The 26,515-nt window shown below is 35.4% G+C and carries 19 protein-coding genes and 1 pseudogene; 12 read left to right on the top strand and 8 right to left on the bottom strand.

Annotated features, from left to right (window positions below):
- Nucleotides 1-257: 257 nt before the first annotated feature.
- Nucleotides 258-407, bottom strand: a complete 150-nt coding sequence (locus tag H7254_RS03505; RefSeq protein ID WP_301931666.1) for a BON domain-containing protein — start codon at nt 405-407, stop codon at nt 258-260.
- A 1,253-nt stretch (nt 408-1,660) separates the two neighbouring features.
- Here H7254_RS03505 and H7254_RS03500 point away from each other — a divergent pair.
- The 6 genes and pseudogenes from H7254_RS03500 (at nt 1,661) to H7254_RS03470 (ending at nt 10,355) form a co-directional block, all read left to right on the top strand.
- Nucleotides 1,661-2,494 carry a universal stress protein gene (locus H7254_RS03500; protein WP_301931665.1) on the top strand — a complete coding sequence of 278 codons (834 nt, stop codon included), beginning with the start codon at nt 1,661-1,663 and terminating at the stop codon, nt 2,492-2,494.
- A gap of 109 nt (nt 2,495-2,603) precedes the next feature.
- Complete coding sequence (locus tag H7254_RS03495; RefSeq protein WP_301931664.1) at nt 2,604-5,114, top strand: cation-translocating P-type ATPase; 2,511 nt, start codon at nt 2,604-2,606, stop codon at nt 5,112-5,114.
- Nucleotides 5,115-5,421: 307 nt separating this feature from the next.
- Entirely contained in the window at nt 5,422-5,586 is a 165-nt protein-coding gene (locus H7254_RS03490) for a hypothetical protein (protein WP_301931663.1), read from the top strand.
- Between the two features lie 520 nt (nt 5,587-6,106).
- A pseudogene (locus H7254_RS21415) lies at nt 6,107-6,922 on the top strand (DUF6544 family protein).
- Between the two features lie 42 nt (nt 6,923-6,964).
- Nucleotides 6,965-9,631: a cation-transporting P-type ATPase gene (locus tag H7254_RS03475; protein ID WP_301931660.1), complete on the top strand. Its 2,667-nt coding sequence runs from the start codon at nt 6,965-6,967 to the stop codon at nt 9,629-9,631.
- Nucleotides 9,632-10,043: 412 nt separating this feature from the next.
- Entirely contained in the window at nt 10,044-10,355 is a 312-nt protein-coding gene (locus H7254_RS03470) for a hypothetical protein (RefSeq protein ID WP_301931659.1), read from the top strand.
- Nucleotides 10,356-10,702: 347 nt separating this feature from the next.
- On the opposite strand, the gene H7254_RS03465 is transcribed toward H7254_RS03470, so the two are convergent.
- Both H7254_RS03465 and H7254_RS03460 read right to left on the bottom strand, forming a co-directional pair.
- On the bottom strand, nt 10,703-12,616 hold the full coding sequence (locus H7254_RS03465; protein ID WP_301931658.1) for a beta-N-acetylhexosaminidase: 1,914 nt from the start codon (nt 12,614-12,616) through the stop codon (nt 10,703-10,705).
- 675 nt (nt 12,617-13,291) lie between these two features.
- Entirely contained in the window at nt 13,292-14,218 is a 927-nt protein-coding gene (locus H7254_RS03460) for a PepSY-like domain-containing protein (RefSeq protein ID WP_301931657.1), read from the bottom strand.
- A 1,107-nt stretch (nt 14,219-15,325) separates the two neighbouring features.
- Here H7254_RS03460 and H7254_RS03455 point away from each other — a divergent pair.
- The 3 genes from H7254_RS03455 (at nt 15,326) to H7254_RS03445 (ending at nt 16,624) form a co-directional block, all read left to right on the top strand.
- On the top strand, nt 15,326-15,514 hold the full coding sequence (locus H7254_RS03455; RefSeq protein ID WP_301931656.1) for a hypothetical protein: 189 nt from the start codon (nt 15,326-15,328) through the stop codon (nt 15,512-15,514).
- Between the two features lie 88 nt (nt 15,515-15,602).
- On the top strand, nt 15,603-16,052 hold the full coding sequence (locus H7254_RS03450) for a hypothetical protein (protein WP_301931655.1): 450 nt from the start codon (nt 15,603-15,605) through the stop codon (nt 16,050-16,052).
- 29 nt (nt 16,053-16,081) lie between these two features.
- Nucleotides 16,082-16,624, top strand: coding sequence for a YceI family protein (locus H7254_RS03445; RefSeq protein WP_301931654.1), 543 nt, complete (start codon nt 16,082-16,084; stop codon nt 16,622-16,624).
- A gap of 75 nt (nt 16,625-16,699) precedes the next feature.
- Here the strand turns inward: H7254_RS03445 and H7254_RS03440 are convergent, their stop codons facing one another.
- Nucleotides 16,700-17,623, bottom strand: coding sequence for a hypothetical protein (locus tag H7254_RS03440; protein WP_301931653.1), 924 nt, complete (start codon nt 17,621-17,623; stop codon nt 16,700-16,702).
- Nucleotides 17,624-17,708: 85 nt separating this feature from the next.
- Here H7254_RS03440 and H7254_RS03435 point away from each other — a divergent pair, with 85 nt between their 5' ends.
- From H7254_RS03435 to H7254_RS03425, 3 genes are read left to right on the top strand one after another with little or no spacing between them, the layout of a single operon-like run.
- The gene (locus H7254_RS03435) at nt 17,709-18,053 is read left to right on the top strand and encodes a hypothetical protein (RefSeq protein WP_301931652.1); all 345 of its coding nucleotides are present in this window, start codon (nt 17,709-17,711) and stop codon (nt 18,051-18,053) included.
- A 10-nt stretch (nt 18,054-18,063) separates the two neighbouring features.
- Nucleotides 18,064-18,546, top strand: a complete 483-nt coding sequence (locus H7254_RS03430) for an FKBP-type peptidyl-prolyl cis-trans isomerase (RefSeq protein ID WP_301931651.1) — start codon at nt 18,064-18,066, stop codon at nt 18,544-18,546.
- 14 nt (nt 18,547-18,560) lie between these two features.
- Nucleotides 18,561-19,988, top strand: a complete 1,428-nt coding sequence (locus H7254_RS03425) for an L-serine ammonia-lyase (RefSeq protein WP_301931650.1) — start codon at nt 18,561-18,563, stop codon at nt 19,986-19,988.
- A gap of 14 nt (nt 19,989-20,002) precedes the next feature.
- Here H7254_RS03425 and accD read toward each other — a convergent pair whose 3' ends face one another.
- The 4 genes from accD to H7254_RS03405 form a co-directional block, all read right to left on the bottom strand.
- The gene (accD, locus tag H7254_RS03420) at nt 20,003-20,914 is read right to left on the bottom strand and encodes an acetyl-CoA carboxylase, carboxyltransferase subunit beta (RefSeq protein ID WP_301931649.1); all 912 of its coding nucleotides are present in this window, start codon (nt 20,912-20,914) and stop codon (nt 20,003-20,005) included.
- Between the two features lie 176 nt (nt 20,915-21,090).
- On the bottom strand, nt 21,091-22,158 hold the full coding sequence (fbaA, locus tag H7254_RS03415) for a class II fructose-bisphosphate aldolase (protein WP_301931648.1): 1,068 nt from the start codon (nt 22,156-22,158) through the stop codon (nt 21,091-21,093).
- Nucleotides 22,159-24,270: 2,112 nt separating this feature from the next.
- Complete coding sequence (locus H7254_RS03410) at nt 24,271-24,546, bottom strand: hypothetical protein (protein ID WP_301931647.1); 276 nt, start codon at nt 24,544-24,546, stop codon at nt 24,271-24,273.
- Nucleotides 24,547-25,081: 535 nt separating this feature from the next.
- Entirely contained in the window at nt 25,082-26,437 is a 1,356-nt protein-coding gene (locus tag H7254_RS03405; RefSeq protein ID WP_301931646.1) for a pyridoxal-phosphate dependent enzyme, read from the bottom strand.
- Nucleotides 26,438-26,515 lie beyond the last annotated feature (78 nt).

The following is a 26,515-nucleotide window of genomic DNA, read 5'->3' as shown; positions in this document are numbered from 1 at the left end:
GTAAAATATAATTGAGAAATGATTAATAAAGCCGTCAAAATAGCTACTATAATTAAAGTTAATTTCATTTTCATTTATTTGGTTACAGTAAAAAACTGTCTCAATGGTTTCTCTTTTTTGTGCGAATTACTACTCAATCTATAGTTATATCCTGATATCCCAACTGCTAAAATTACTGTGATTTTTTAAACTCTTTTTTTTAAACTCAAATAATTTGTTCAGAGCTTTGGGGTTAAAGCCTTCTATCGATGCAACATCTAAGTGCTGCTAAGCTTTACTTCAATTTTTCCAATTACTTTTTTTACGCCAGTTATAATTTTAGCTGCATCCGCTGCTTCTGATTTCTTCATATAGTTTTCAACAACACCCGTTAGTGTTACTACGTTACGTTTAATAGTTACGCCCATTTCGGCACAGTTTCATACTATTTCCCATTTAATGGCATCCTGTTCTCCTTTTTGTACTGCTGCATTATTTTCATTTTATTATAATTTTAAACTACAAACTCATTTTTACAATTGCGTAAAGGCCACTGCATTTTCGCTCCAAACTGTTATATTCCATTACAGGAGTATTTTATTAAACAGTAAAGGTGAGCTTGTAAGGCCTGGAAAGTGTTATACAATAAAAAAAATAAGTTGTATCATTCACACATTCCGGAGGGGATAAATTTGTAGCAATAGTTTTGACCAATAACCTTTAATGAAACAAATAACCAAATCGATACGCCTGGACAGGTTTTAACCTTTAAAAGATGCGATAGACCGATTATCCATCCTGGGTTCAAAAGCTGCTGATACCAAACAACGACTGCAAAATAAATTACCCGGGTACAAACATATATCAATATGCATGAGGAGCTATACCTGAGATATTGGAATGGAAATTGAATGTTAAAAAATACTAAAAAATGAGTATGAAAGAAATACTGATAATACAGTTTGCGGGAGTTATTGGCAGATGCTCATTGTTTATTCATACGTGTATCTAAAAAAGTGGAGTCTATACAAAGGATATTGATAGCTTATGAATGCGCTGCTTTCAGCTTGTATGCCATAAAATGTTCAGTGATATTTTGCATGAATATAAAAATTATGGTGTTTAGTTTTTAAAATTTTCAATGCAGAAACGGTTGCTGTAAAACATTTAGAGCAAATAAAAAGCCGGGCATCAAAACATTTTATTAATATAAAGATTGAACTGATAACAGGAAAGATAAAAAGTAAGCTGGCAAAAATTTATGCGGCAGTATTCTGAAAAAATGATGCTAGTAATGTTAGCTTGGAGCGTTTTGTGATTACCCGGTTATTTTTTAAAATTACAATAGAGTCTGTAATCAATGCGACAAATGCAAGCTTGTATATTACCCACGCACAAAGTCAACAGACGGGATAAACAATAAGGATAATAACAAAATCAGGTGGTATTGAAAGTTTGGCAAAATAAATTTCAGCTCTCTAAAAAGTTTGATATTTTTTTGCTGATTTTTAAAAAAATTTCAGTTTATCGCCAGCTATTTTAAAAATGAAAAAATGGTTAAATTAATTTGTTCAAATAGCCGGCAAAATAGTTAACTTATAATACTAACAATCATTCCAATTTACGGTTAACGCCTTGTTTAGCAGATTATTTCAATGCACTCAAAAATAAAATTACAATCATGCAAAAAATCCTTGTTACCACCGATTTCTCGACCAACTCTACAGCGGGTTTCCGGTTCGCTATCCAGTTAGCTTCTCAGCATAAATATGAGTTGACATTTCTTCATTGTTACCATATTATAAAACCCATTTCATGGAGTATAGCAAAAGCTGATGCTTACGAAAAAGCAGCATCAGGTAAAATACAAATTAAACTCGATCTCTTTGTTGACAAAATTTATAAGAAACAGAACATTGTTCCTGAAAATATAAAGTGCGTAGTAAAAAGTTCAGTGATGATTGACGCAAGCATCAGGGAATATGCCTGCCAAAATAATTTCAGTTATATCTGTATCGGCACAAGAGGTGCCGGAAAGTTTCAACGAATATTCGGCACCAACACTTCTAATCTCATTAATTTTTCCGATGTTCCCGTAATTGCCGTTCCCAGTTCTTATCGCGCAAAAAAAATAATGAATATCATCTATGCGTCCGATTTAATTAACCTGGAAAAGGAATTAAAGAAAGTAGTTGATTTTTCAAAATCTTTACACGCAAAAGTGGAGTTATTACATTTTATCTCGCCGGAAGAGAAATCTACAAATTCTAAAATAATCGAAATGGCAGTTAAAACTCTTTCAAAGTATGATGTAAAACTGCAACTGGAAAAACCAAAATCGATTGAATCACTTATTTCAAATCTTCAATCAGCTATCAAAAAATCCAAACCATCTATGGTGATAATGTTCACGCAGCAAAACAGAACATTTTTTGAAAAATTATTTCTCTCTAGTAAATCAGCCGGGTATTCCTTCGATATAAAAGTTCCACTACTTGTTTTCAGCAAACTATAACAATGTGTTTTTTAGCAATCCTTCTAATAATTACCGGTTATTTCCAGAATATGAATTACTAAATATTTTGAACTATACCTGAAGGTTATCAAAGCAAATTTTTAAAAAAATGGCTGCATATAATGTCGATATAAAAGGTTTAACGAATGAGCAGGTATTAATTTCAAGGGAAAAATACGGACAAAACATCTTACACTACAAACAGGAAAACAGTGTTTTAGATGCTTTAGTAAATTTGGTAAAAGAGCCAATGATTATTTTATTATTAGTGGCTGCGCTGATTTATTTTGTAAGTGGAAAAACAGGCGATGGAATTTTCCTTTCGTCGGCTATTGTTATAGTTTCAGCTATTTCTTTGTTCCAGGATTCAAGAAGCCGTAATGCTTTGCAAAAATTAAAAAACCTTAAACAACCCAATTGCAAAGTAATCAGGAATGGTTTTACAGCAGAAATAAAAAGTGAAGATTTAGTTGTTGGAGATAGTTTGATAGTGGAAGAAGGAACTTTAATTACAGCCGATGGAATGATCGTTCATTCCAATGATTTTTCAGTAAATGAATCTATTCTCACGGGAGAATCTTTTCCTGTTTTTAAAGATAAAACAACAGAAGATAATTTGATTTTTAAAGGCACGACTGTTGTAAGTGGCCTGGCAATTGTAACCATTTCAAATATAGCCAACGAAACCAGGTTGGGTAAAATTGGTAAAAGTCTCGAAAGCATTAAAGAAGAAAAAACACCATTAGAATTGCAAATCAGCAATTTTGTAAAAAAGTTAATTATTGCCGGTGCCATCGTTTTTTTAGTGGTATGGGCTATCAATTATTTTCGTTCGCATAATTTGTTGGATAGTTTGCTAAAGGCGCTTACGCTGGCTATGAGTATTTTACCCGAAGAAATTCCGATGGCATTTACCACCTTTATGGCTATTGGTGCCTGGCGGTTAATGAAAATGGGAATTTTGGTTAAGCAAATGAAAACGGTAGAAACATTGGGATCTGCAACTGTTATTTGTACAGACAAAACAGGAACCATCACCGAAAACAAAATGAGTTTGGCAAAAGTATATGCGGTGACTTCAAAAAAAATTACTACTCCAGATGAAGCAAATAACGATGAGAAAGCGTTGATAGAAATAGCTATGTGGGCAAGCGAACCGATTCCGTTTGACCCAATGGAAGTAGAGTTGCATAAGGCTTACAGTAATTTTGATACAGAAAATGTACGGTCTGGTTTTAAATTAATTTACGAATATCCTTTGGGAGGAAAGCCACCAATGATGACGCATATTTTTGAAAACAATGCCGGTAAAAGAATTATAGCTGCCAAAGGTGCCCCCGAAGCGTTGATGAATGTTTGTATTTTGTCACAGGAAGAAACACAACAAATTGAAAAAGTTATACGAACCATAACCAATGAAGGATACAGGGTTTTAGGTGTTGGCGAAAGTGATTTTACAGGTAGTAATTTTCCGAAAACACAGCAGGAGTTTCAATTTAAATTTAAAGGTATCGTAGCTTTTTACGACCCGCCAAAAAAGAATATCGAAACCGTTTTAAAACATTTTTATAAAGCTGGTATTTCAGTAAAAATAATTACAGGCGATAATGCCGCAACAACCAAGGCTATTGCTAAACAAATTGCATTTAAAGATTTTGAACATAGTTTAACAGGAGATGAACTGATGAAATTGCCGGATGCAGCACTGGAGGAAAAAGTGATGCAGATAAATATTTTTACAAGAATGTTTCCGGAAGCAAAACTAAGAATAATCAATGCTTTAAAAGCGCGAAATCAAATTGTGGCAATGACAGGCGATGGTGTAAATGACGGGCCTGCTTTGAAAGCTGCACATATCGGCATCGCTATGGGGAAAAAAGGAACTGAAATAGCCAAACAGGCCGCCTCGCTTATTTTGTTAGAAGATGACTTATCAAAAATGGTGGATGCTGTAGCCATGGGTCGGAAAATTTATACCAACCTCAAAAAAGCAATTCAGTACATTATCTCCATTCATATACCAATAATTTTAACGGTCTTTATTCCTTTAGCTTCAGGCTGGATTTATCCAAATATATTTTCACCCGTCCACATTATTTTTTTAGAGTTGATTATGGGACCAACCTGCTCTATCGCTTTTGAAAACGAGCCGATGGAGCGTAACGCTATGTGTAAAAAGCCACGACCATTTTCATCTTCTTTTTTCAACTGGAAGGAATTAACCATAAGCGTTATACAGGGGTTAGCCATTACAGCAGGAACATTGTTTGCCTATCAATATTCGGTTTACCGGGGATTTGATGAAGCACATACCCGAACAATTGTATTTACAGTTTTAATAGCTGCCAATGTATTTTTAACACTCGTCAATCGTTCCTTCTACTATTCAATCCTTACTACTTTGATGTATAAAAATAATATCGTTTTGTTCATTATTGCCATTACAATTATTATTACAGGACTATTACTCTGTGTACCAGCATTGACAAATTTCTTTCAATTTGAAACCCTGACTATTTCACAGTTATTTACTTCTATCGCAATAGGTTTTACATCAGTTATTTGGTACGAGATTGTGAAAATAAGAATTAGACTAAAAAGTAATTTCGCTGGTAGTTAAATCACAAAAAAATTAAGGACAAGAATGCGGCAGTGTCAAAATAAATTTTGAGCGGCGTTCTCGCATTTGCTTCTAATGTGCAGTTTTATTGGTTCAGTTACTACATCTTTTGATATACTTATTTTTTCAGTTGATGAAATTTTAATTTGTGGATTTTTACTTTGTATAATAATTCCCTTTTTGTACTAAATACCTGCACTGCATTATATAGTAAAATGATAAAAAGATTTGGAGTGATGTGGTACTTGTTTTTAATATTAGGTATGTTGTATTCGTAATCTTCAATTATGTTGTACAACTAGCCACAATGAGTTCTATTACAGGTAAAGGAGATCGGGATGAAACTGAAAATTGCAGTCAAAATTTACATTCCCTTTTTCGGGATTTTGATTCAGTAGATTATTTATTTATGGGGCTGCCTACTTTATCTGCTGTTCCTGTATATGAAAAAAAGAATATAAAAATGGAGTAAAATTTCTTTTCTGACTGATGCATTTGTTACATCTCTAATTGGTTTTATTTATTTGTAACCAATATTTTCCGATAGGTTATTGATGCTGGTCTTGGTGTAAGCAAGCACCGCACCAATAGAGATGTTTATGCTTATAATAATATTTAAAATAAAGTAAAATTGTATGGAAAGGCAAATTACAATAATGATAGTTGCAATAACGATACTTTCTATATTCTGTGAGCCTGCACTTATTTATTTATCATCAGGCCAGGATATCTAACATGGGGGGCTTTGCAAAAAGAAGTTGCATTAAGGATGCCCGGCGATAACCATGAAATAAAAGCAAGCTTTACTGCGACATGATTTATAACATCCAATGCATCACCGAACTTTATATGCATGTAGATTATTTGGTAAAATGAGTGTACTATCTGGTAACGATAAACTCCTTACCAGAAAGTGGAAAAAAAAATTCTCATGGTAGTAATTTGGAATTATTATAACGTATAAAATAGTTAAAATTGAAAACTTAAAAATCATGACATACATATTAATTTTCATCGCCATTGTTGCAATAATATTCCTTGCAGGAAAAATAAATTTATTTATCAGGTTTAATAAGCAGGTAAAGGATTTGTTTGCTCAGTCTACAGATATTTCCAAACAAAAATTTAGCTATCAACAGCTGGCAGGTTTGCCTGAACCTGTACAGCGATATTTTAAACATGTCTTAAAAGAAGGTCAACCCTGCATCAGTTATGTAAGATTGAAACATAACGGAAAATTTAAAACCGGCTTAAAAAGAGATTGGGTAAATATTACTGGTGAATAATATTTCACTACAGGAAAATCGGGCTTTATCTGGAAAGGTACATCCTCAATGTTTGTCGCCAGGGTTATGTATTTAGCAAATGAAGGAAGATTAATTGCAACAATTTTATCCACTGTTAACGTAGTGAACAGTCATGGAAAACAACAATATGATGAAAGTGAACTATTGCGTTGGCTGTCGGAAAGTGTTTGGTTCCCAACAAATTTATTGCCATCCGTAAATTTGCAATGGACCGCAATTGATACTTTGTCTGCCATACTAAACTTTAACCACAATGGTTTGGCACTATTTTATATAATTAGTTTTAATGAGATTGGAGAGATCATACAAATGGAGACAAAGCGCTACCTGGATGAAAAGAGATTTGAAACATGGATTATAAAACCAGGTAACTATCAAGAAAGAAATGGTATCATTATTCCACTCGAAGCTGAAGTATTTTGGAGATTAAAAGAAGGTGATTTCAGTTATGCAAAATTCAGGGTGCAAACTATGGAGTATGATATTGCGGAAAGATTTTAAAAAAGCCAGGAAAGTGAGGCAGGTAATTAGAAAATTAAAACTATGACAGCAGTGAACGACGGGATATATCCAATAAAAAATACGCAATCGATAAAGGCAGTCGATATTGAAAAGCTGCTGAAGGTAAATGTGCAAACCGGATTACAGGAAAGCAATATCAATGAGCGGATTACAAAGTATGGCTTAAACCGTTATGCAGAGCAAAAGCAAAAAAATATTTTGCTGATTTTGTTTGAACAATTTAAAAGCCCGATAATATTATTGCTCGTTTTAGCTGCAGGTTTTTCTTTTTTCTTTGAGGATTGGATAGAAGGATTTGCCATCATTGGTGTAATTTTTATTACCGCTGTGCTTGGTTTTTTTATGGAATTGCAAGCCCGTAATTCAATAAAGGCTTTAAAAAAAATGGATGTCAGCGTTTCAAAAGTCTGGAGAGATAGTGCTGTTAAAGAAATTCCTTCTGAAAGAATAGTACCTGGAGATATAGTGGTTTTAGAGGCTGGTGATATGGTACCCGCTGATGCAAAATTAATAGTAGTCAATCAGTTTGAAAGTGATGAATCGGCACTAACAGGAGAATCATTACCGGTTGAAAAAAATATTGAAATTATAGAAAGTGATGTTTCCCTTGCTGATAAAATCAATTTAATATTTAAAGGAACTTCCGTTGTAAAAGGCAATGCCAGGGCCATTGTAACCGGTACAGGTCTTAATACCGAATTAGGAAAGATTACGCAATTGGTGGAAACCGAAAAACAGGATAATACCCCTTTAGAAAAGAAACTGCAGGGCCTTACAAAAATTTTAATGGCAGTTACAGCTGCATTTGCAGCCATATTTATTATAACAGGATTACTGCAGGGTAAACAGGTTTACCTCATTGTAGAAACAGCCCTGGCACTGGCCGTTGCTGCTATACCGGAAGGGCTGCCTGTGGTAAGCATTATTGCATTAACTTATGGCATGTTGCGCCTGGCGAGAAAGCACGTGCTGATTAAAAGACTGGCATCGGTAGAAACACTTGGGGGAATCAATATTATTTTTACTGATAAAACCGGTACACTGACAGAAAATAAAATTGATGTAAACAGGATCGTTTTTTTTGATGAAGACATACCGATTAACAAAAGTGGTGAAGCCAGCAGCTCTGCAATTACAAAAAATAAAGCAGCGTTTGATAAGTTATTACTCATTGCTACTTTATGCAACAACGCCGTTAGCAAAGTGGAAGAGAATAAGAAAAAACATTTGGGTGACCCTATTGAAATTGCACTTTTGCAATTTGTACAATCCAGGAAAATTAATGCGGCAGATATAAACAGATCTTATCCCCGTATTGCAGAAGAACCATTCAATTCTGAAACAAAATTAATGGCCACTTTACATAAAAAAGATACGGGTAACTTTGTAGCAGTAAAAGGAGCAGTGGAAGAATTAATAAATAAATGCAGTTTGTATTGTGCGGACGAAAAGGTAATTCCATTAACAGAGGTTGACAAAAAAATATTTTTATATAAAGCAGAAGTTATCCAGGCACAGGGTTCAAAAGTATTGGCATTTGCCTTTAAGGAAGCAGCCAATATCGCTGCCGGCAACTTTTCTTGTAACTTAACGCTTGCTGGTTTAATAGGGTTTTTAGATCCTCCCCGAATGGAAGTGGCCGATGCGTTGCAATCATGCCGGGATGCGGGCATTAAGGTTATTATGATCACAGGAGATCACCCGGCAACAGCGCTCAATATTGCTGAAAAAATAAAGCTTTCAGAAAAAGATAATATTGTTATTAACGGTAAAGAATTAGATGCCGAATTGCCGCAGGAAAAACTATTTGCCGCTACTATTTTTGCAAGGGTTACACCAAAGCAAAAGTTAGACATGGTAAGCCTGTATCAAAAGCAGGGTAATATTGTTGCCATGACGGGTGATGGAATAAACGATGCCCCCGCATTAAAAAAAGCAGATATTGGTATCGCCATGGGCATTAGGGGTACACAGGTAGCTAAAGAAACAGCTGCGATGATTTTAAAAGATGATTCGTTTACTTCTATCGTAGCAGCCATTATGCAGGGCAGGATAATTTTTAAAAATATTAAAAACTTTTTAATGTACCTGCTTTCCTGCAACCTTAGTGAAATATTTATTGTATTTTTTTATGGATTATTAAATGTTCCATTCTCAGTACTTCCATTACAAATACTTTTCCTCAATTTGGTTACAGATATTTTTCCGGCGCTTGCATTGGGGCTCGGCAAAGGCAATAAATTAATAATGAAAATCCCTCCACGAAATCCGCAGGAGCCTATTATAATTAAAAGAGATTGGTTTACAATAAACGTGTATGCAATATTGTTGGCTTTACCTATTATGCTGGCAACCTGGTATTGCAGCTATTATTTAAAGTACGATGCACAATTGTGTAATAATATTACCTTCTTCAGTCTGGCAATATCACAGTTGTGGCATGTACTAAATTTATCTTCCCGTAACATCTCTTTCTTTAATAATGAAATTACCCGTAATAAATTTATTTGGGCAGCTTTACTATTATGTATTGCAATAATGGCAGTTTTTTATTTCATCAATCCACTTAATAAATATGTCGGATTTCAAATTTTAAGTATAGGTACCTGGTTAATTATAGCTTTTACGAGTATTGCGCCAGTTTTTTTTATTCAGTTGTTTAAGAGGGGTTTTAAAATTATTGATTAGAATGGAAAGGGAATTTTTTCAGGATTTCCGGCGTTATAATAAATAAAAAGACATTACAGGCGTAAATTAAAAAACCTGATAGATACTAAAAAAAATAACATATTTATTCCAATAAAAAGCAGGTCTAATCCGGAGATTAAAAAAAGATGATTTCAGTTATGCAAAAATTAATGTAATAATTAAAGGATACAATAAATAAGAAAAATTCTAAATAATATAGCAGCAACCACCCCCATACTTTCCGGCAGTTTGATAACGGTTATTGGTTTAAAAAACTAAAATATTTCGGCCGTTGGATCATCTGAAGAAAAAGCTGATAAAATTTTAAAACAACCCGTTAATACAGTGAAAGTAACATCACGTTTTTAAAAAGAGGTATTGGTTTTTTTGGACAATACAAAAGTCCGTTCATGTGGATGTTAATAGGGGCGGTTATAATGTCAATCATTTGATTGAAGCGATTGCCATTGCAAAAACGGAAGGAAGTTATCTGAAGGTTTTAAACAAAAAAAATATCCAGATTATTTTAGATTGCTTAAAGCTGCATTCATCCAACAAAAATATGAAGCTTGCTATTCTTCAGATCATGTACTACAGGAATGCAAAAAAAAACGGTGATCGCAATCTCCCAACTGCCTGTTGTAAACTTATAAGAATAGCTGGAAGAACCTACACTAGCCGATGCAATAATGGACAGGATGACAGCAAAAAAGCATTGCCGTGATTTGATAAAAAATCCACAACAAAGAATAAATAAGTTGGTTAAAAAAACGAACAGCGTCTTCATAATTAATAAAAAATTCTTTTATTAACTGACGCCTCCAACAGAATTATCAAATAAAAATAAACCTTACTACCTTTTTGCAGGTAATCCTGCTATTGGAGGTAATAAGGTTGCTATCAAATATTTCCGGGTTCATCTGAAATAACTACAAATTTGCCCGTTAAAATGAAGGAATTATAATTTTTAAAAAGTTATAAAAATGAAAATATCAGCCCGTCTGCTATAGAAACTATCAAGGTCAAAAATCTCAAAAACTAAACTCCGCTATAGCGACCGGTAACTGTACTCTATTTTTTAACCCCGGCTCTTTTTTGCAGAACATCCAATGGCATGGCAATCATTCTGCCAATTGGTTTATTGCCCCTGTAAGTAATTAGTTTTAGCATCACCGCATCTTTTGGTGGCGTAAGTGCTGCGGTATATTTTGGATAAAACTGGTCAGGAAAAGAATTATCAAAACTGTAGTGTATATCTAAACCTTCAATTTCTGTGGCCAGTTCAATTTGCAATTGCCCGTTATTATTAATGGCTGTAAAAATAGGGTCGTACATACTGGGTGCGTATTTTACTTCTTCCAGGTCGTAGCGTTTAAAATGTTGTTCTACTTTTGCAGCAAAACTATTCCAGTTCTTTTTTTCTTTCGGACTCCATACACATTCTGCAATAGCAAAGCCTCTTGGCCAAAGCATGTATTGCATGTGGCGTGTATTGTACAACTGCTCGGACCATAAATTAGCCTGTCCGCCTATGATGTATTTTGCATCTGCTCCTGGGGGAACCGGTTCAAATTCATACGATTTTTTTAAGCGCAGGGTTGCATAAACATGCGGTTCAATAATTTCATCGCCCTGCATATAATCCAGATAAGCATAAGTGGTAGGGCTCATTACTACATCATGTTTTAATTTAGCAGCTTCAATGCCCCCTTTTTCTCCACGCCAGCTCATAACAGCTGCATTGGGAGCCAAACCACCTTCGAGTATCTCATCCCAGCCCATAAATTTCTTACCTTTACTTTCAACGATAGTCTCTAATCTTTTTTCAAAATAGCTCTGTACTTCTTCCATTGTTTTCAATCCTTCTTTTTGCATCAGTGCTTTAATAGCATCACTCTTTTCCCAAAAGTTTTTAGGGCATTCATCCCCGCCAACATGTATGTATTCAAAAGGAAAAAGTGCAGCAATTTCTGTCATTACCTTGTCTAAAAAAACATATACTTTTTCGTTGGCCGGGCAAAGTGTATTATCCTTAAGTGCAATCGGCGGTGCACCGTGCGACCAATCCATAAAACTTTCTCCTGCAATTACATCATACTTATCAGCACCTGGCGTGCAGGATAAATCGGGATAAGAAGCAATAGCAGCCATACTGTGGCCGGGCACATCTACTTCGGGTAAAATATTTACAAACCGATCTTTTGCATATTGTATTACCTCTTTAATATCTTCCTGTGTATAAAAGCCTCCATTGGTTTTTGGCTCATCAGGTAACGGTTGGGAGAATGTTCCGAAATAGCCCACCTTTGCTACACTCCAGGCACCTTTTTTTGTAAGGTTGGGATAACTTTTTATTTCAATCCTCCAGCCTTCATCATCTGTTAAATGCCAGTGATATAAATTGTATTTATACCGGGCCATCTGATCAATAAAATCCTTTACTTCCTTCTTGGTAAAAAAATGTCTGGATACATCAAACATCAAACCCCGCCATCCAAAGCGTGGATAGTCGGTAATGGTTACGCAGGGAGCTTTCCATTTAACCTGCGCCATCACTGTTTTGCTTTCAATTTCTACAGGCAATAGTTGCAACAGTGTTTGCACTCCATAAAATAAGCCAGCCGGCTGGTTGGCCACGATGGTAATATTGGCGGTTTTGACATTTAAACGATAACCTTCATTGCCAATGGCTGCATCGGCAGTTGTATTCAAAACCAGCTTAATAGTGGCTGAAGGCATCTGGCCTCCAAATAACACCTTGTAACCGGTTGCAGCGGTTAGACGCAGCTGAAGAATATCAAGTGTTGTTTTTACTGCAGGCTGTATGGGTGCCTCAATGGTGATTGTTGAAGGCAGTACAAATACGCCTGCATTTTGCACCATCTGCACAGGTTCGGGAATGATGGAAATTGGGGTAGAGGTATTTTGACAAATTGCGTGTACGCCAAACAGGTAGCAGATTAATAAAAGCGCTATTTTTTTCATAAAACAAACAAGATTTAATAAATTTTTTAAATGACAACTTTAAGTTATCAAATGTAAGTATTATTAACATTGAAAAATTATAGCGTTGTTAACTGTTGCATCTTGAAGTCTGGCTTTTGTAAAAATTGGAAGGTAATAACAACACTCTAAAAAAAAGTAGCAGGTTTAAAATAAAACATTGAATATGTTTTTTATGAACTTTGTAGTAAAAAAATAACAATGACGCAGAACAGTGAGGGATATTTTTTTACAGGCTCCACGGGGTTTATATAAGTAAAAATGGCACTACCGCAGCCATTGCTTAAAAGTAATCAGGATGATTTTTGTTCCATCATATTAATTGTTTTTCTAAATATATTTAAAAAGCTATAGCAAAGAAAGAATACTGCTAAAATGATGATAAATAAAATCAATGATAATATTTTTTCACAACTAATATAATCCTCATTTTATTTTAAATTTTTTGATATTTCTCTTAATTTTTATCAAATAATCGAAATATAGATATTGACCAGCGGTGAATAATAAATGTTTGTCTTTTTATTAATACTGTTTTAAACCGGGGTAGGAGTGGTCTGCCAATGGTACTGTTTAAAACTGGTTAATTTTTTTAAAAAGCCTTGCCCATATCATTGATGCAGGCAAGGCTTTAAGTGTATCAAAACCCGCTGAAATCTATCTTATAGTAATGGCTTTAATAAAATTTCCAGCCGCATCAAATTCAACTGCATATTTGGTAGCATTGGCATCTATAAAAACTACATAGCCTTTTATATTAACATTGTCATTGATTTTGAAGGCCTGTTTAAAAACATAAGCAGGATAAGTTGATGTCAGATAATTTGTAACGGCTAAAGGCAATGCAGACTGAACTACTGTATTAAAATCACCCTCATGTGCAGGCAATTTAATTCTTTTGATGAAAGTTCCGTTTATATCAAAAACAGTTGCATAGGCGCCGTTGTTGATGCTTAGTACAATATAACTGCTGTCCTTATTTTTAAATGCATGCATCAAGGTATCCTGCGCATAATTGGCCGCAAAATAGGATATAATAACGGAAGCTAATGCAGGGATAGCAATGATGTCATGATTCAGTCCATTGCGGTCATCAAAGTGACCGCCATCATGCCATCCATGACCAAGCAGGTCATGCCCCTCCCGTTGCTCCAGCACTTTTACAAAAGCACCTGCTGCATCAAATTTTAATCCGATAGGTTTCCCATTGAATTGGATAATTACTACATAGCCGGTTATTGTTCCGGATAAGTCTTTATCAATAAATGCTTTTTGTGAAACGTTTCCTGCATAATTTGTGGTGAGGTAATCATTGATGAAAGCCGGCAAACTACTAAATGCAACAGAGTCTGTATGATGATGGGGAGCACAGGTACCAATTACATACAATGAATCCCGGAAAGCTGCTCTGGATGTACTGGTACCAACGGCAATTGCCTGTACACCGGCTATTACGGCTTGCGATACGGTAGCTGTATTACCGGACGCATCCGGTGAAGAAATTTCTTTTTTGCAGGATTCAAAAAGAAATAATGTCAGTACGGCTAACACTGGGTATTTGATGTTGCTGATATTAATTTTCATGCTGTATTATTTTTTTTTAGTGTGATTTAATAATAAGTCTTTGTGATGTTCTTGGTTCTAAAATTAAATCATAGGCAAGTTTGTATAGATGAGGTTATTAAAAATGAAAATCGAAAAAATATTTGTTACAAATTTATTTACCGTTTTAATTTGGGAATATGCATTTACCACCTGTATAATTGCAATAGATGTAATCAGTAAAACAATGGTTGGGTTGATAAATAAAAATGAGCACTTTTTTTGAAAATCAACGCCCGCTCTACTAAATTATTTTCGGAAATACCTGTTGTGTTATAAATTTTCGCAAAGGGTAATTAAAAAGAAATGATTGACTGAAATATATCGGGTTGATTTGACCTGATGTGTCGACAAGTGTCTTTAATCTAAAAAGTATTTCTAAAAATACATATTTACAGAGGCTGCCATTGTAACTAAATCAGTAAAATGAATAGCGTACAAATAAAAGTGCAGTTATAAAAACTTTAAGCCAGTTGTAGTTGTTTTCATTGTTGATTTTATATAAAGTTGTTTAGTGACGACTCTTGAAAAATTAACCGAAAAGACAGAAATGATACCTGGAATTTTTTAGGTATCAGCAATGGCGACATTGTTTTTTTTGATCTTTAGTATGTACAGTTCGGATGTGGAATGTATAACTTGCGACATGGGTGAGAGGGTACATTACTTTCAACGCAGCAAATACTTCACGTGTGTATAACCTGTACTGCCAGATTATTTTTTACGTTTTTGATTTATTGTATTCCAATACAGTTTAGGCAAATGCGGTCGGATTATTAAAAATTATAGATAAAGGAAATAACCGGAGCCTGTTGTATCCCAATCCATCAGCCGTTAACCGGATTATATCCAGTGGAAATCATGCATTGGAATCATTGGTAACTAAAGAGAGCAGCATTATACAAGTGCTGGTGTTGGCAATGGTCTCTAAAAATTACTAAAAATTGTATAAGAGTATATGCATGTATAAATTAGCAAGGTTCTGTATTTAAAGTGTTGGTGGCAGGTATTTTGCAACAGAAGAAAATAGAAAAGAGGGTGTTAAAAATATCTTCATAGATACGCTCTTCCAGGGATTAACTGTACTTTATGATACGGATAATAATTCAAAAGCAAAAAGAAAAAATGGTAAATGAGGAGAAGGCGTTGCGCTTAAGCGGTATGTTTTATGGAGAACATGGATATTGCACCGCCGGAAAGATAGGAGGGCAAAGAATGCTGCATAGATATTATTCAAAAATGCAAAAGGGTAATCAATCATACAATCAGCTAAAATAAGATTTAACATATAATATTGTAAATTTAAAAATTTCAATGTTTCGACATTGTATATTTGAACAAAACCGGCATATTTTAACGCTACATCATGTGTATCAGTAAATATAAAATCAAAAATATAATCATTGCGGGTATAGTTATTGCTCTGGGGTTAGGACTATTAGTATGGTACCGGTACACAGAAACATTTGGTGATACTGGTAAAGAGAAATCTGCGTACACAATTAGTGCAATGGATATTATAAAAGAATTTAAAAGAAATGATACCATTGCCAATAAAAAATATGCAGAAAAGATTGTAACGGTTACGGGGATTGTAACCGCCTTGGAATTTGCAGATACCACAGTAAATATAAAAATGGCTGATAGGACTGGCTCTTATGTTATTTTTGCTTTTCAGTCACAACACCTTGCCGAAGCAAAAAGTATAAAACAAGGAGATGATGTGTCGATAAAAGGTTCCTGTAGCGGCGGTGCTTACAGCGAAATACTTGAAGCAGAATTTATTACTTTCAAAAGATGTGCATTAAACAAATAAATTTTTAAACTAAAAAAAAGCAAACAACAATGAAAATAACGACCTTAATTTTTACCCTACTTTTTACGGTGGCTGGTGTTTCTGCTCAAAAAAAAACAACCACTTCCGGCGCTATTAATTTCGATGCTACTACCAGTATGGATGCATTGCCTAAGGCTGAAAATAAGGCGGTAGTAGCAGCATTAGATACCAAAACAGGTGGAATAGCTTTTGAAGCCATCATGAAAAATTTTTCTTTTGCTAATCCAATGATGCAGGGTCATTTCAACAGCGTTAGCTGGATTGATTCTGATAAGTTTCCTACCGCTACGTTTAAAGGTAAAATCACTAACCTGGCCAGTGTTGATTTTAGTAAAGATGGAACATACGCTGCAGAAGTCAGCGGCGATTTAAAAATTCATGGCATCACCAAACCCATTAATGCGAGGGGAGTAATTATTGTAACCGGTAAATCAATTGCTGCCTCCGCTGCTTTTACCATTAAAGTAGAAGATTACGGAATTACCGGTAAAGCCATTGAAGCAGGCAAGGTAAACAAAGCACCAAAAATTACTGTGGCAATCAATTTTTAATAAAAGATTTTGATTACTCACTGAAACCTTTTTTGTTTAAAACAGATGATTTAATTTTTTGAACCGAAAGTCTTTTTATAACTGCACATAAGGCTTGCCACCAAAAAATATTTTAAGAGAATCCCTGACCCTTGCTGTATCAGACAGCGGCTTATAAAATGGCATCATCAATTTATAAGTTGTAGAATCTACCTTAACAATTAACAGTTTATGGCCATAACTTTTAAGGCGGCTAAAGGCTTTGTTTATGGCTTCTTCTGAATGATATTCTTTTATTACAATTTTAAAATTGCTGCTGTCTGTTTTTAGGGCTGCAGGAGCAGGGATTAAAATTGCAACGCTGTTAACAGTATCTTTTTTTATTGTATCAATTGCTGCCACGGCAGTTTTTGCTGTATCTTTTTTACCTGTTTCTTGTTTTATCCCAGGTGTTTCAGTTACTGCGGAACTTTCCGGTTGTTTTAGTACAAGAAAATAATACGCAGCAAATACCACCATTGCAATGCCGGCAAAAAGCGTTATAGCAATTATTATATTTTTATTGTTATTATTTCCCTCATATTCACTTTCAAATGAAATTGGTTCTTCCCGTTTTTCTTTTACCAGTTTAGGAATGTTATCTATTCTGGGCGTAATAAAATTACCCTGAGAAAATTCATAAAATCCCTGCTGGTTTTTTTGAATGGTACCTACGCCTTCAATAACAAGGGGTTTGCCGATATTTAAAAACTGTTTAGCCAGTATTGCATAACTTTCCAGGTCAGACGATGCCAGCGGCTTTATTTTGTTTGTATGTTGTACAATATAATCCACGAATTTTTCATCTTCGACTGCTTTTAAATTATATTCAAACGAAAATGCGTCCGCAGGCATGATAAAATCCTTGTCGCCGGGTGTGGGTAAAACTGTATCTGTTTTTAATTTAATAGTACCAATACCCGGCAGGGCAACCTGTTTACAGGAATATAAATACTGAACGATGAGTTGTTCTATTTTCAAAATAAAAGACATTTGGGTAAAACAAACCTAACTAATATTGCTCAATTAGCAAAACAACAACTTAATTATTGGTTAACTTTACTGCATGATAAGTGAAAAAGATATTGCATTTCTACAATACTGGGAACAGGTACGGGAAAAAGAAAATACTTTCACAAGCAAAATAAGCGGGGGCTTACCCATGGCTTTTTTGTTTGCACTGCCCATTATTTTATCTGTAATAGTGGTAAGGTTATTTGCCCCAAACTGGTACACAAAAATATCTGCAACTTCGCCAGGCAGCTTTATTACCATCCTGCTTGCTACCAGCATCATCATTGTTTTTTACGGTTACTTCCGTATGCAATATAAATGGGAAATGAATGAACAGTTGTACAACGAAATAAAATCAAAAAAAAATAAAATTGATAACCAAACAAACCCTAATTAATAAAAAAAGTATGTACAAAAAGTTATTTTTTATTGTTGCATTGCCATTTATAATTACTGCCTGTAACAAAAGTTCATCAACAACTAATAATTGTAACAACACCGGTGTTGTAAGTGCGGCAGAAATCGCTGCTATTCAAAAATACCTGACAGCGAACTCTATAACTGCTACACAAGATCCCGGGGGCTTTTTTTATCAGATAGTTGCTCCGGGTGCAGGCGTTTCACCAACTGTTGCAAATACAGTATCCGTAAATTATAAGGGCAAGTTTACCAATGGTACCGTCTTTGATTCAAATGACGGTAAACCAGTAGTAACATTCCAATTATCCGGAGTAATAAAAGGTTGGCAATTAGGCGTTCCATTAATTAAAAAAGGTGGAACAATTAATTTATATTTACCTCCAACCTTAGCCTATGGCTGTAATGATTATAATGGAATACCAGGTAACTCTACTTTGATCTTTACTGTTCAATTGGTGGATGTTCAATAATTAAAAATTTTGTTTTGAGCCACGAAGCCATTTCTGTTTTTGATATGTTTAAAATTGGCGTTGGACCAAGCAGCAGCCATACGCTTGGCCCCTGGAAGGCGGCATTGCTTTTTTTAGTGTCGCTGGAAGAAAAAAAGATTTTACAGCAGGTTAAAAATATAGAAGTGTTGTTATATGGCTCTTTGGCAAAGACGGGCGTTGGGCATGGTACCAGTATTGCAGTGCAACTTGGCTTATGTGGCGAAGATCCGGTTACATTTGATGTAAAAAATATTGCGGCCAAAATGGATGATATCAGCAATATGAAAAAAATAGTATTGAATGGCCGGCACGAAATTGATTTTGATCCGCAGGAAGATATTGAATTTTTATTTACAGAATCTTTGCCCTTTCATCCCAACGCATTGACCTTTTTAGTAAACTTAACCAACGGTGATGCCTTTGCTGAAACCTATTATTCTATTGGGGGCGGCTTCGTGATAAAAGAAGGTTTTATAAAAGATGAAAAAAAAGAAATCATTTTGCCTTTTCCCATCAATACTGCAGCAGATCTTCTGCACTGGTGCATTCGTACCGGGATGAATATAAGCGAAGTAGTAATGGAAAATGAAAATGCCTGGAGGCCGGAAGATGATACCAAAAAAGGAGTACGGGCAATTTGGAAAGTGATGAAGGAATGTATGTATCGCGGCTGCCATACACAGGGTAATTTACCCGGTGGGTTATTGGTTAAACGCAGGGGATTTGATTTGAATAAAAAATTATTACAACAACGCAGTTATCATGACTACGAAAGCTGGACAGAGGCCATCCGCCAGGGCGGTAATGATTTTAAATATATTCTGGATTGGGTAAGTTGTTTTGCACTTGCAGTAAATGAAGAAAATGCCTCGTTTGGCAGGGTAGTAACCGCACCTACTAATGGCGCAGCTGGCGTAATACCAGCCGTTTTGCAATACTATATTATTTTTTGTGACGGCAATACCGAAGATAAGATCATCCGTTTTTTATTAACAGCCAGTGAAGTGGGCTGTATTTTTAAAAAAGGTGCAACTATCTCTGCAGCAATGGGTGGTTGCCAGGCAGAAATCGGTGTAAGCAGTGCAATGGCCGCCGCGGCACTTACCGAATGCATGGGCGGTACACAAAAGCAAACTTTAATGGCAGCCGAAATTGCCATGGAACATCACCTTGGCCTTACATGCGACCCCATTGCCGGGCTGGTACAAATACCCTGTATTGAGAGAAATACCATGGGTGCTATCAAAGCCATTACCGCCTGCCAGCTTGCTTTACAAAGCTCTCCAGATTATGCAAAAGTAAGTCTGGATGGAGTGATAAAAACTATGTGGGATACTGCCCTTGACATGAACAGTAAGTACAAAGAAACTTCAGATGGTGGGCTTGCGATCAATATCCCCATCAGTTTAAGTGAATGTTAAAACAGGAAATAAAATTAATTTTTAAATAGCAACAATACCGAAGCCAATTTATCTTTCAGTTCTTTTCGGTTAACAATAAAATCTAAAAAACCATGCTCCAGTAAAAATTCACTTCGCTGAAAACCCGGCGGAAGATCTTTTTTTATGGTTTCTTTAATCACTCTTGGTCCTGCAAACCCAATCAAAGCACCCGGTTCGCCACAAATAATATCACCCAGCATGGCAAAGGAAGCAGTAGTACCACCAAAAGTAGGATCGGTACAAAGTGAAATATAAGGAATTTTAGCATCGGCTAACAGTGATAATTTGCCTGAAGTTTTTGCCAGTTGCATCAGTGAAAAGGCGCTTTCCATCATCCTGGCACCACCACTTTTATTGATGATCATCAATGGTATGCCATGCAAAATGCAGTAATCGCAGGCACGGCATATTTTTTCACCCATCACACTTCCCAGGCTGCCACCAATAAATTCAAAATCCATACAAGCCACCACAAAATCATTGCCTTTTAATTTACCATGTGCTACCGTGATTGAATCATGAATGCCGGTTTTTGCGTAGGTTTCCTCCAGTCTTTTATCGTACGGTTTTAAATCAACAAATTTTAAATAATCTGTTGACACTATATTGGCAAACAATTCTTCGAATTCATTTTCATCGAATAAAATTTCAAAGTATTCCCCACTGCCAATGCGGTGATGGTGATCACATTTAGGGCAAACAAATAAATTTTCCCTTAACTCAGATACGGTGCAGGTGTATTTGCAATTGGGGCACTTGGTCCACAATCCTTCAGGCGCATCAGCCTTATCTTTGGTAGCAGTAAGGATACCCTTTTTTATGCGTTTGAACCAGCTTCTTTGTGTTTCTTCCGATTCTCCATCTTCACCGGCAAGGTTGGCATCAAAATCTTCTTCTTTTATCATAATAAGCCCCACCTGCATAAGGGTGTAAAAATGCTAAATATGCAGGGTTCTTTTAGAAGTTAAAAATTATTACATCTCCAAAATAGCTTTTAGAGGGCGTCAAAAAATAACTGTAAACAATTTATATTACTTTATTAATTATAAATATAAATTGTTTACAGCGCTCTATTGAAAGATTATGCATTTCTGTTGATACAATTCAAATCATCAAAAGCTGTTTCAAGGCGTTTTATAAAAGTTTCCTGTCCCTTGCGCAACCATACTCTGGGATCGTATTGTTTTTTATTGGGTTTGTCGCTTCCTTCCGGATTGCCTAACTGGCCCTGCAGGTACCCTTCATTCTTTTTATAATTGTTTAAAACACCTTCCCAAAATGCCCATTGCAAATCAGTATCAATGTTCATTTTAATAGCACCATAACCAATTGCTTCTCTTATCTGGTGCTGTGGAGATCCGCTGCCACCATGGAATACAAAGAATACAGGTTTTGCACCAGTTCGTAATTTCTTCTCAATATACACCTGGCTATTATTTAAGATCTCCGGACGTAGTTCAACATTACCTGGTTTGTACACACCATGTACATTACCAAAAGCAGCAGCAATGGTAAACATATTGCTTACTTTACCTAACTCGGTGTAAGAATATTCTACATGTTCGGGCTGCGTATATAATTTATCATTTTCAATATCGCTGTTGTCAACACCATCTTCCTCTCCGCCGGTAACACCCAGTTCAATTTCAATACTCATGCCCAATGGTGCCATTCTTTTAAAAAATTCTACTGAAGTATGAATATTTTCTTCAATTGGCTCTTCACTTAAATCAAGCATGTGAGAGCTGAACAAGGGCTGACCTTTTTCTTTATAAAACTGTTCGCCTGCATCAATCAATCCGGTGATCCAAGGCAACCATTTTTTTGCGGCATGATCGGTGTGTAATACAACTGGTACCCCGTAATATTTGGCTACATTGTGTATATGCAGCGCACCCGAAATTGCCCCCGAAATATTGGCCTGTAACTTATCATTTGGCATTCCCTTACCAGCTATAAACTGTGCACCACCATTGCTAAACTGTATAATTACGGGCGAGTTAACTTTTGCTGCTGCTTCCAGCGTGGCATTAATAGTATCCGTACCAATGCAGTTTATTGCTGGCATTGCAAACTGGTTTGTTTTTGCGTCATTGTAAAGGGCTTCTAACTCAGCGCCGAACAAAACTCCGGCTGTGTATTTACTCATGTTGGTTGTTTTTTACAAAAATAAGTGAATTTCACTTTTGGCAAACGGTTATTTGAATTTCGTTTTTGTCCATAAAAGTTATAAATGGTTATTGTCGGGTTGTTTCAACTCCATATTACATTTCATCAAATATTATTTTTTGCTTGCAGGATGGAAGATCAATCGAAAATTTAGTATGCCAAGGTGGTTATACGTGGTTTTTTTAAATATTACAGTACGGTTACCATAAACAGGCAAAATATTCCTGATTCTTACAGATAAAAAAATTAAGCTTTAAGCGTTCGCAAAAACAGGCGATGGTTGATTGCAAAAAACTTCCACAGTTATTAAACTGCAGAAGTTTTTATAAATAATTTAGCGGGGGGCTGTGTCGGAATAATTTACTCCATGGTACAGTTTCTGGCTTTTACTGGTATTAACCAGTTTAAACATAAGGGATCGATACTTTAAAAGACATTAAGTTGGTTATTTTCGTCAGGATACCGGATCATTTAAGAATCAAACGGATTTTTTGATTTTTCGTAATGCTGTTTAGGCATTGAGGATAAAAGATTTAAAAAGAAGTTGACTGATATTGGATTTGCTATTAGCTTTTAATTGATATTGTATTAAACTTTATAGGCTTTATCAGGATATTTGGATATGATTGATATTTAATTCCTACCAATCAACTTCTGATACAAAGATACATCAGTTTTATATGCTGTACAAGAGCATTATTGCCCCTTTATGGCAGTGCAGTAAATACGTATAACATAGTACTAATGCCTTCACCAACACGTTTATTTGCGATAACAGGCATAGTAAAAATACTTATTGTAAAGGGGTTGTAAAGTGGATTTTAAAGTAAACTTTTTTCTGATTGCCAATATATTGTTCAATAAGCCCGGAAGGTATTTTAAAGTGGGGATTGTAGTTTTTATATAAAATTGCTTAATATTATTCTGAAGAGTTGTATAAAATATTTTATAAAAAAAAGGATTTATTATCTGGAGGTATTGAACATCAAAAATTAATCGAAGTCTTAAAAAAAGGAGAGAAATAACAGGCATGATTAAAATGAAAAAACTTCCACAAGCTATAGTTTTTCATAGTATGTGGAAGTAACATTTTAATCGCCAGCCGAAGCCGGCATTTCAGGGATTTACTTTTAGCGGGGTTAGCGCTCCAGAAAAATCAAATTAAATGAATTAGCTGGTTTCAGTTGTTCGGTTTTTGGCGTCATCCTTTGTGAAAGATTAGGCTTAGGATATTGGCACTTTGGTTTTGGATCATCATCGCTTGTTACAGCATAGTTCCAGGATATTGATTTTTTGGTCTTTTCTCATCATCATCGCTTTTTATAGCATAGATAAGGATATTGGCTTACTGGTTTTGGATCATCATCGCTTTTTACAGCATAGTTCCGGGATATTGGCTTTTGGTTTTTTTGAGTCATCATCGCCTGTTACGGCATAGTCTCAGGATTTGGATTTTTCCGTTTTCAAAGGAATAAGATTCTGTTTTGTTATGGATTTTTGGATTAGATCGTTGTGATTGTTCACCATAACTTTCTGATACAAAAATGCGATAGTTTTGATTGGTAAACTAGAGCAGCAGTACTCAATTTTTCGTACGCACAAAATACGCTACGAATCGTATTTTTTCAAAAAATAACAGGGAATTTTACGTTAACCGCAAATTTGCCGTGTGGTTTGTAATGAAAAGTCTGGTGACACATTTCCTCAAAATAAAAACTTCTACAGTTATTATTTTTCATAGCATGCTAAAGCAGTGTTTACCGTCATTGCCAACTGGCTGCTGCGGGAGTAAATTTTACGGATTAAAATTTCAGAAAAATCCTATTAAATAAATTAACGGGTTTTAGTATTCCAGCCTTTTGCCATTATCGCTTTTAACACCGTAGTCTCAGATTTTTAATTTTCAGTTTTCGAAGTAATTTCGATTACTGTTTTTGCTGGATTGTATAATCAGCCCTTTTTTATTTTTCAACCTCAACTTTATCACACAAAATACAGCAGTTATCTACTCCTTACACGAAGCAGCGTTGCTCTTTTTTTTGTTCCTTAATTATAGTGCGTGCGTAAGGGTTTAGCTGATATCGAATAATTTTTATGCGTTCGCCGAAATAATTTGAAATAAGGGATTGTCTGAAAATGAAAACAGGCAGGGTGCAAAAAGAAAAACTTCCACAGCTATTGGTTTTTCATAGCCTGTGGAAGTACAATTTTTTTTGCTGTAATAAGCAGCAGTTTCAGGATTACATTTGGCGTATTTAGCGCCACCGGTTAAAGCTTTTTCAGATTTACCAGGTTGTAGGGGTAGGTTTTGCCATCGTCGCTTTTTACAGCATAAGCTTAGGATATTGGTGGTTGGTTTTTGGATCATCGTCGCTTGTTACAGCATAGCTCCGGATATTGGCATTTATTTGTTTTTCGAGTCATCATCGCCTTTTAAAGCATAGTCTCAGCATGTTGGATCTTGGGTCTTCAAAGGAATTCGTTTTGTTGTTTTTTCTTTGGATCTTTTTGGATAATATTTTTAATAACGTAAAAAAATAAGAAGTTGACTGATATTGGATGTGTTAGCTTTTCAGTGATATTTTGGATTTTAGCTATTTTTTCGGTTTATCAGGATTTTTGGATATGATTGATATTTAATTCCTATCAATCAACTTCTGATACAAAGATGCAACAGATTTTCCTGCCATCCAAGCGCATTCTTGCGCTATTTTATTGTTACAGTAAATACTAAATACCACGTAGTTGTGCAGCAATATCGAAAGCAGTACTACTATTTAATGAGGCGTAAAATTACGGCATCAATTATTTTTGAAATACAAATAAAAAAATACAACATCTATCAAATGCAGTATGCATCAGTATCTCAGCGATTTAAGCAGTTTTGTTACATATTTAAATTGTCATTTTGAAAGGCTTTGGATAATATCATATTTAGTAATGATGTGAAAAGCACCGGTTTCATCCTTACTTAAAACCGCTCCGTTTTCTTTGTTTATAAAAGCGCTTAAACGTTCAACCGGTGTATCAAAGGCAACTTCCGGATAAGTCTTTTCCATTACAGATTCTACACTCATAAATTTAACATTGGCATCATTTAAAATCTTATTAAACAAACCACTTTCTGAAATGGCACCAATGCTGGCGCCATCGCTCACTACCGGTATGTTTTCAATGTCGTACTTTTTCATCAGTTCAATGGCTTCTGCTACAATCTGCAAAGGCGATAGTGTAATTAGCTTTTGCGAGCCACGTCCATTGATCAGGTCCTTAAATGTTTTCACCTCTAAAAATCCTCTTTCAAGCATCCATTCATCATTGTACACTTTGCCAATATAACGGCTGCCATGATCATGAAATATCAAAACCACCACATCATCTTTTTTCAATTCATTTTTTAACTGCAACATTCCCTGCAAACAACTTCCGGCACTATATCCACAAAAAAGCCCTTCTTCTTTTGCAATACGCCTGGCCATTAATGCACCATCTTTATCGGTTACTTTTGTAAAGGCATCAATAACACTCATGTCGTAATTAGCAGGTACAAAATCTTCCCCAAAACCTTCGCTGATATAAGGATATACTTCCTTGCGATCCAACTCCCCGGTTTCGAAATATTTTTTCAACAAAGAGCCATAACTATCTATTGCCCATACTTTTATTGCAGGATTTTTTTCTTTTAAATACTTGCCGGTTCCAACGATGGTTCCTCCTGTTCCGGTGGCAACAACCAGGTGTGTAACCTTGCCTTCTGTTTGTTGCCAAATTTCAGGACCGGTTTGTTCATAGTGCGCTTCCCGGTTGGCTAAATTATCATATTGATTTACGTACCAGCTATTGGGTACTTCTGTAGCCAACCTTTTACTTACTGAATAATACGAGCGTGGATCTGAAGGATCAACATTGGTTGGGCAAACAATTACTTCTGCGCCAACGGCTTTTAAAATGTCTGCCTTTTCTTTGGATTGTTTGTCGGTGGTTGTAAAAATACATTTATACCCTTTTACACAAGCTGCCAGTGCCAGCCCCATACCTGTATTGCCGCTGGTTCCTTCAATAATGGTACCGCCCGGTTTTATCTTTCCTTCCCTTTCGGCAACCTCCAGCATTTTTAAAGCCATCCGGTCTTTTATGCTATTGCCTGGATTAAAGTATTCTACTTTTGCTAAAACAGTACAGGGAAGATCTTTGGTTATTTTGTTAAGTTTAATAAGGGGCGTGTTGCCAATGGTCTCTAAAATGCTATTAAGCCACATATAATCTTATTTTAAATTAAAGGTAATTTTATTACAATAGCCCCGTTAAAATAACCTTTAAAAGAGGGTTAAATACCG

Source organism: Ferruginibacter sp., from assembly GCF_014377975.1.
Lineage (GTDB): Bacteria > Bacteroidota > Bacteroidia > Chitinophagales > Chitinophagaceae > Ferruginibacter.
Note: the sequence above shows the minus strand (reverse complement) of the source record. Positions and strands in the feature narration are given on the sequence as shown.

Excerpts from the sequence above, each read along its gene's own strand:
- H7254_RS03410 (WP_301931647.1), bottom strand. The coding sequence starts at position 24,546 with ATGATCCAAAAACCAACCACCAATATCCTAAGCTTATGCTGTAAAAAG.
- H7254_RS03465 (WP_301931658.1), bottom strand. The coding sequence starts at position 12,616 with ATGAAAAAAATAGCGCTTTTATTAATCTGCTACCTGTTTGGCGTACAC.
- H7254_RS03445 (WP_301931654.1), top strand. The coding sequence starts at position 16,082 with ATGAAAATAACGACCTTAATTTTTACCCTACTTTTTACGGTGGCTGGT.
- H7254_RS03435 (WP_301931652.1), top strand. The coding sequence starts at position 17,709 with ATGATAAGTGAAAAAGATATTGCATTTCTACAATACTGGGAACAGGTA.
- H7254_RS03450 (WP_301931655.1), top strand. The coding sequence starts at position 15,603 with ATGTGTATCAGTAAATATAAAATCAAAAATATAATCATTGCGGGTATA.
- H7254_RS03460 (WP_301931657.1), bottom strand. The coding sequence starts at position 14,218 with ATGAAAATTAATATCAGCAACATCAAATACCCAGTGTTAGCCGTACTG.
- H7254_RS03475 (WP_301931660.1), top strand. The coding sequence starts at position 6,965 with ATGACAGCAGTGAACGACGGGATATATCCAATAAAAAATACGCAATCG.
- H7254_RS03505 (WP_301931666.1), bottom strand. The coding sequence starts at position 407 with ATGGGCGTAACTATTAAACGTAACGTAGTAACACTAACGGGTGTTGTT.
- H7254_RS03430 (WP_301931651.1), top strand. The coding sequence starts at position 18,064 with ATGTACAAAAAGTTATTTTTTATTGTTGCATTGCCATTTATAATTACT.
- H7254_RS03500 (WP_301931665.1), top strand. The coding sequence starts at position 1,661 with ATGCAAAAAATCCTTGTTACCACCGATTTCTCGACCAACTCTACAGCG.
- H7254_RS03455 (WP_301931656.1), top strand. The coding sequence starts at position 15,326 with ATGATACGGATAATAATTCAAAAGCAAAAAGAAAAAATGGTAAATGAG.
- H7254_RS03495 (WP_301931664.1), top strand. The coding sequence starts at position 2,604 with ATGGCTGCATATAATGTCGATATAAAAGGTTTAACGAATGAGCAGGTA.
- accD (WP_301931649.1), bottom strand. The coding sequence starts at position 20,914 with ATGATAAAAGAAGAAGATTTTGATGCCAACCTTGCCGGTGAAGATGGA.
- fbaA (WP_301931648.1), bottom strand. The coding sequence starts at position 22,158 with ATGAGTAAATACACAGCCGGAGTTTTGTTCGGCGCTGAGTTAGAAGCC.
- H7254_RS03490 (WP_301931663.1), top strand. The coding sequence starts at position 5,422 with ATGAGTTCTATTACAGGTAAAGGAGATCGGGATGAAACTGAAAATTGC.
- H7254_RS03405 (WP_301931646.1), bottom strand. The coding sequence starts at position 26,437 with ATGTGGCTTAATAGCATTTTAGAGACCATTGGCAACACGCCCCTTATT.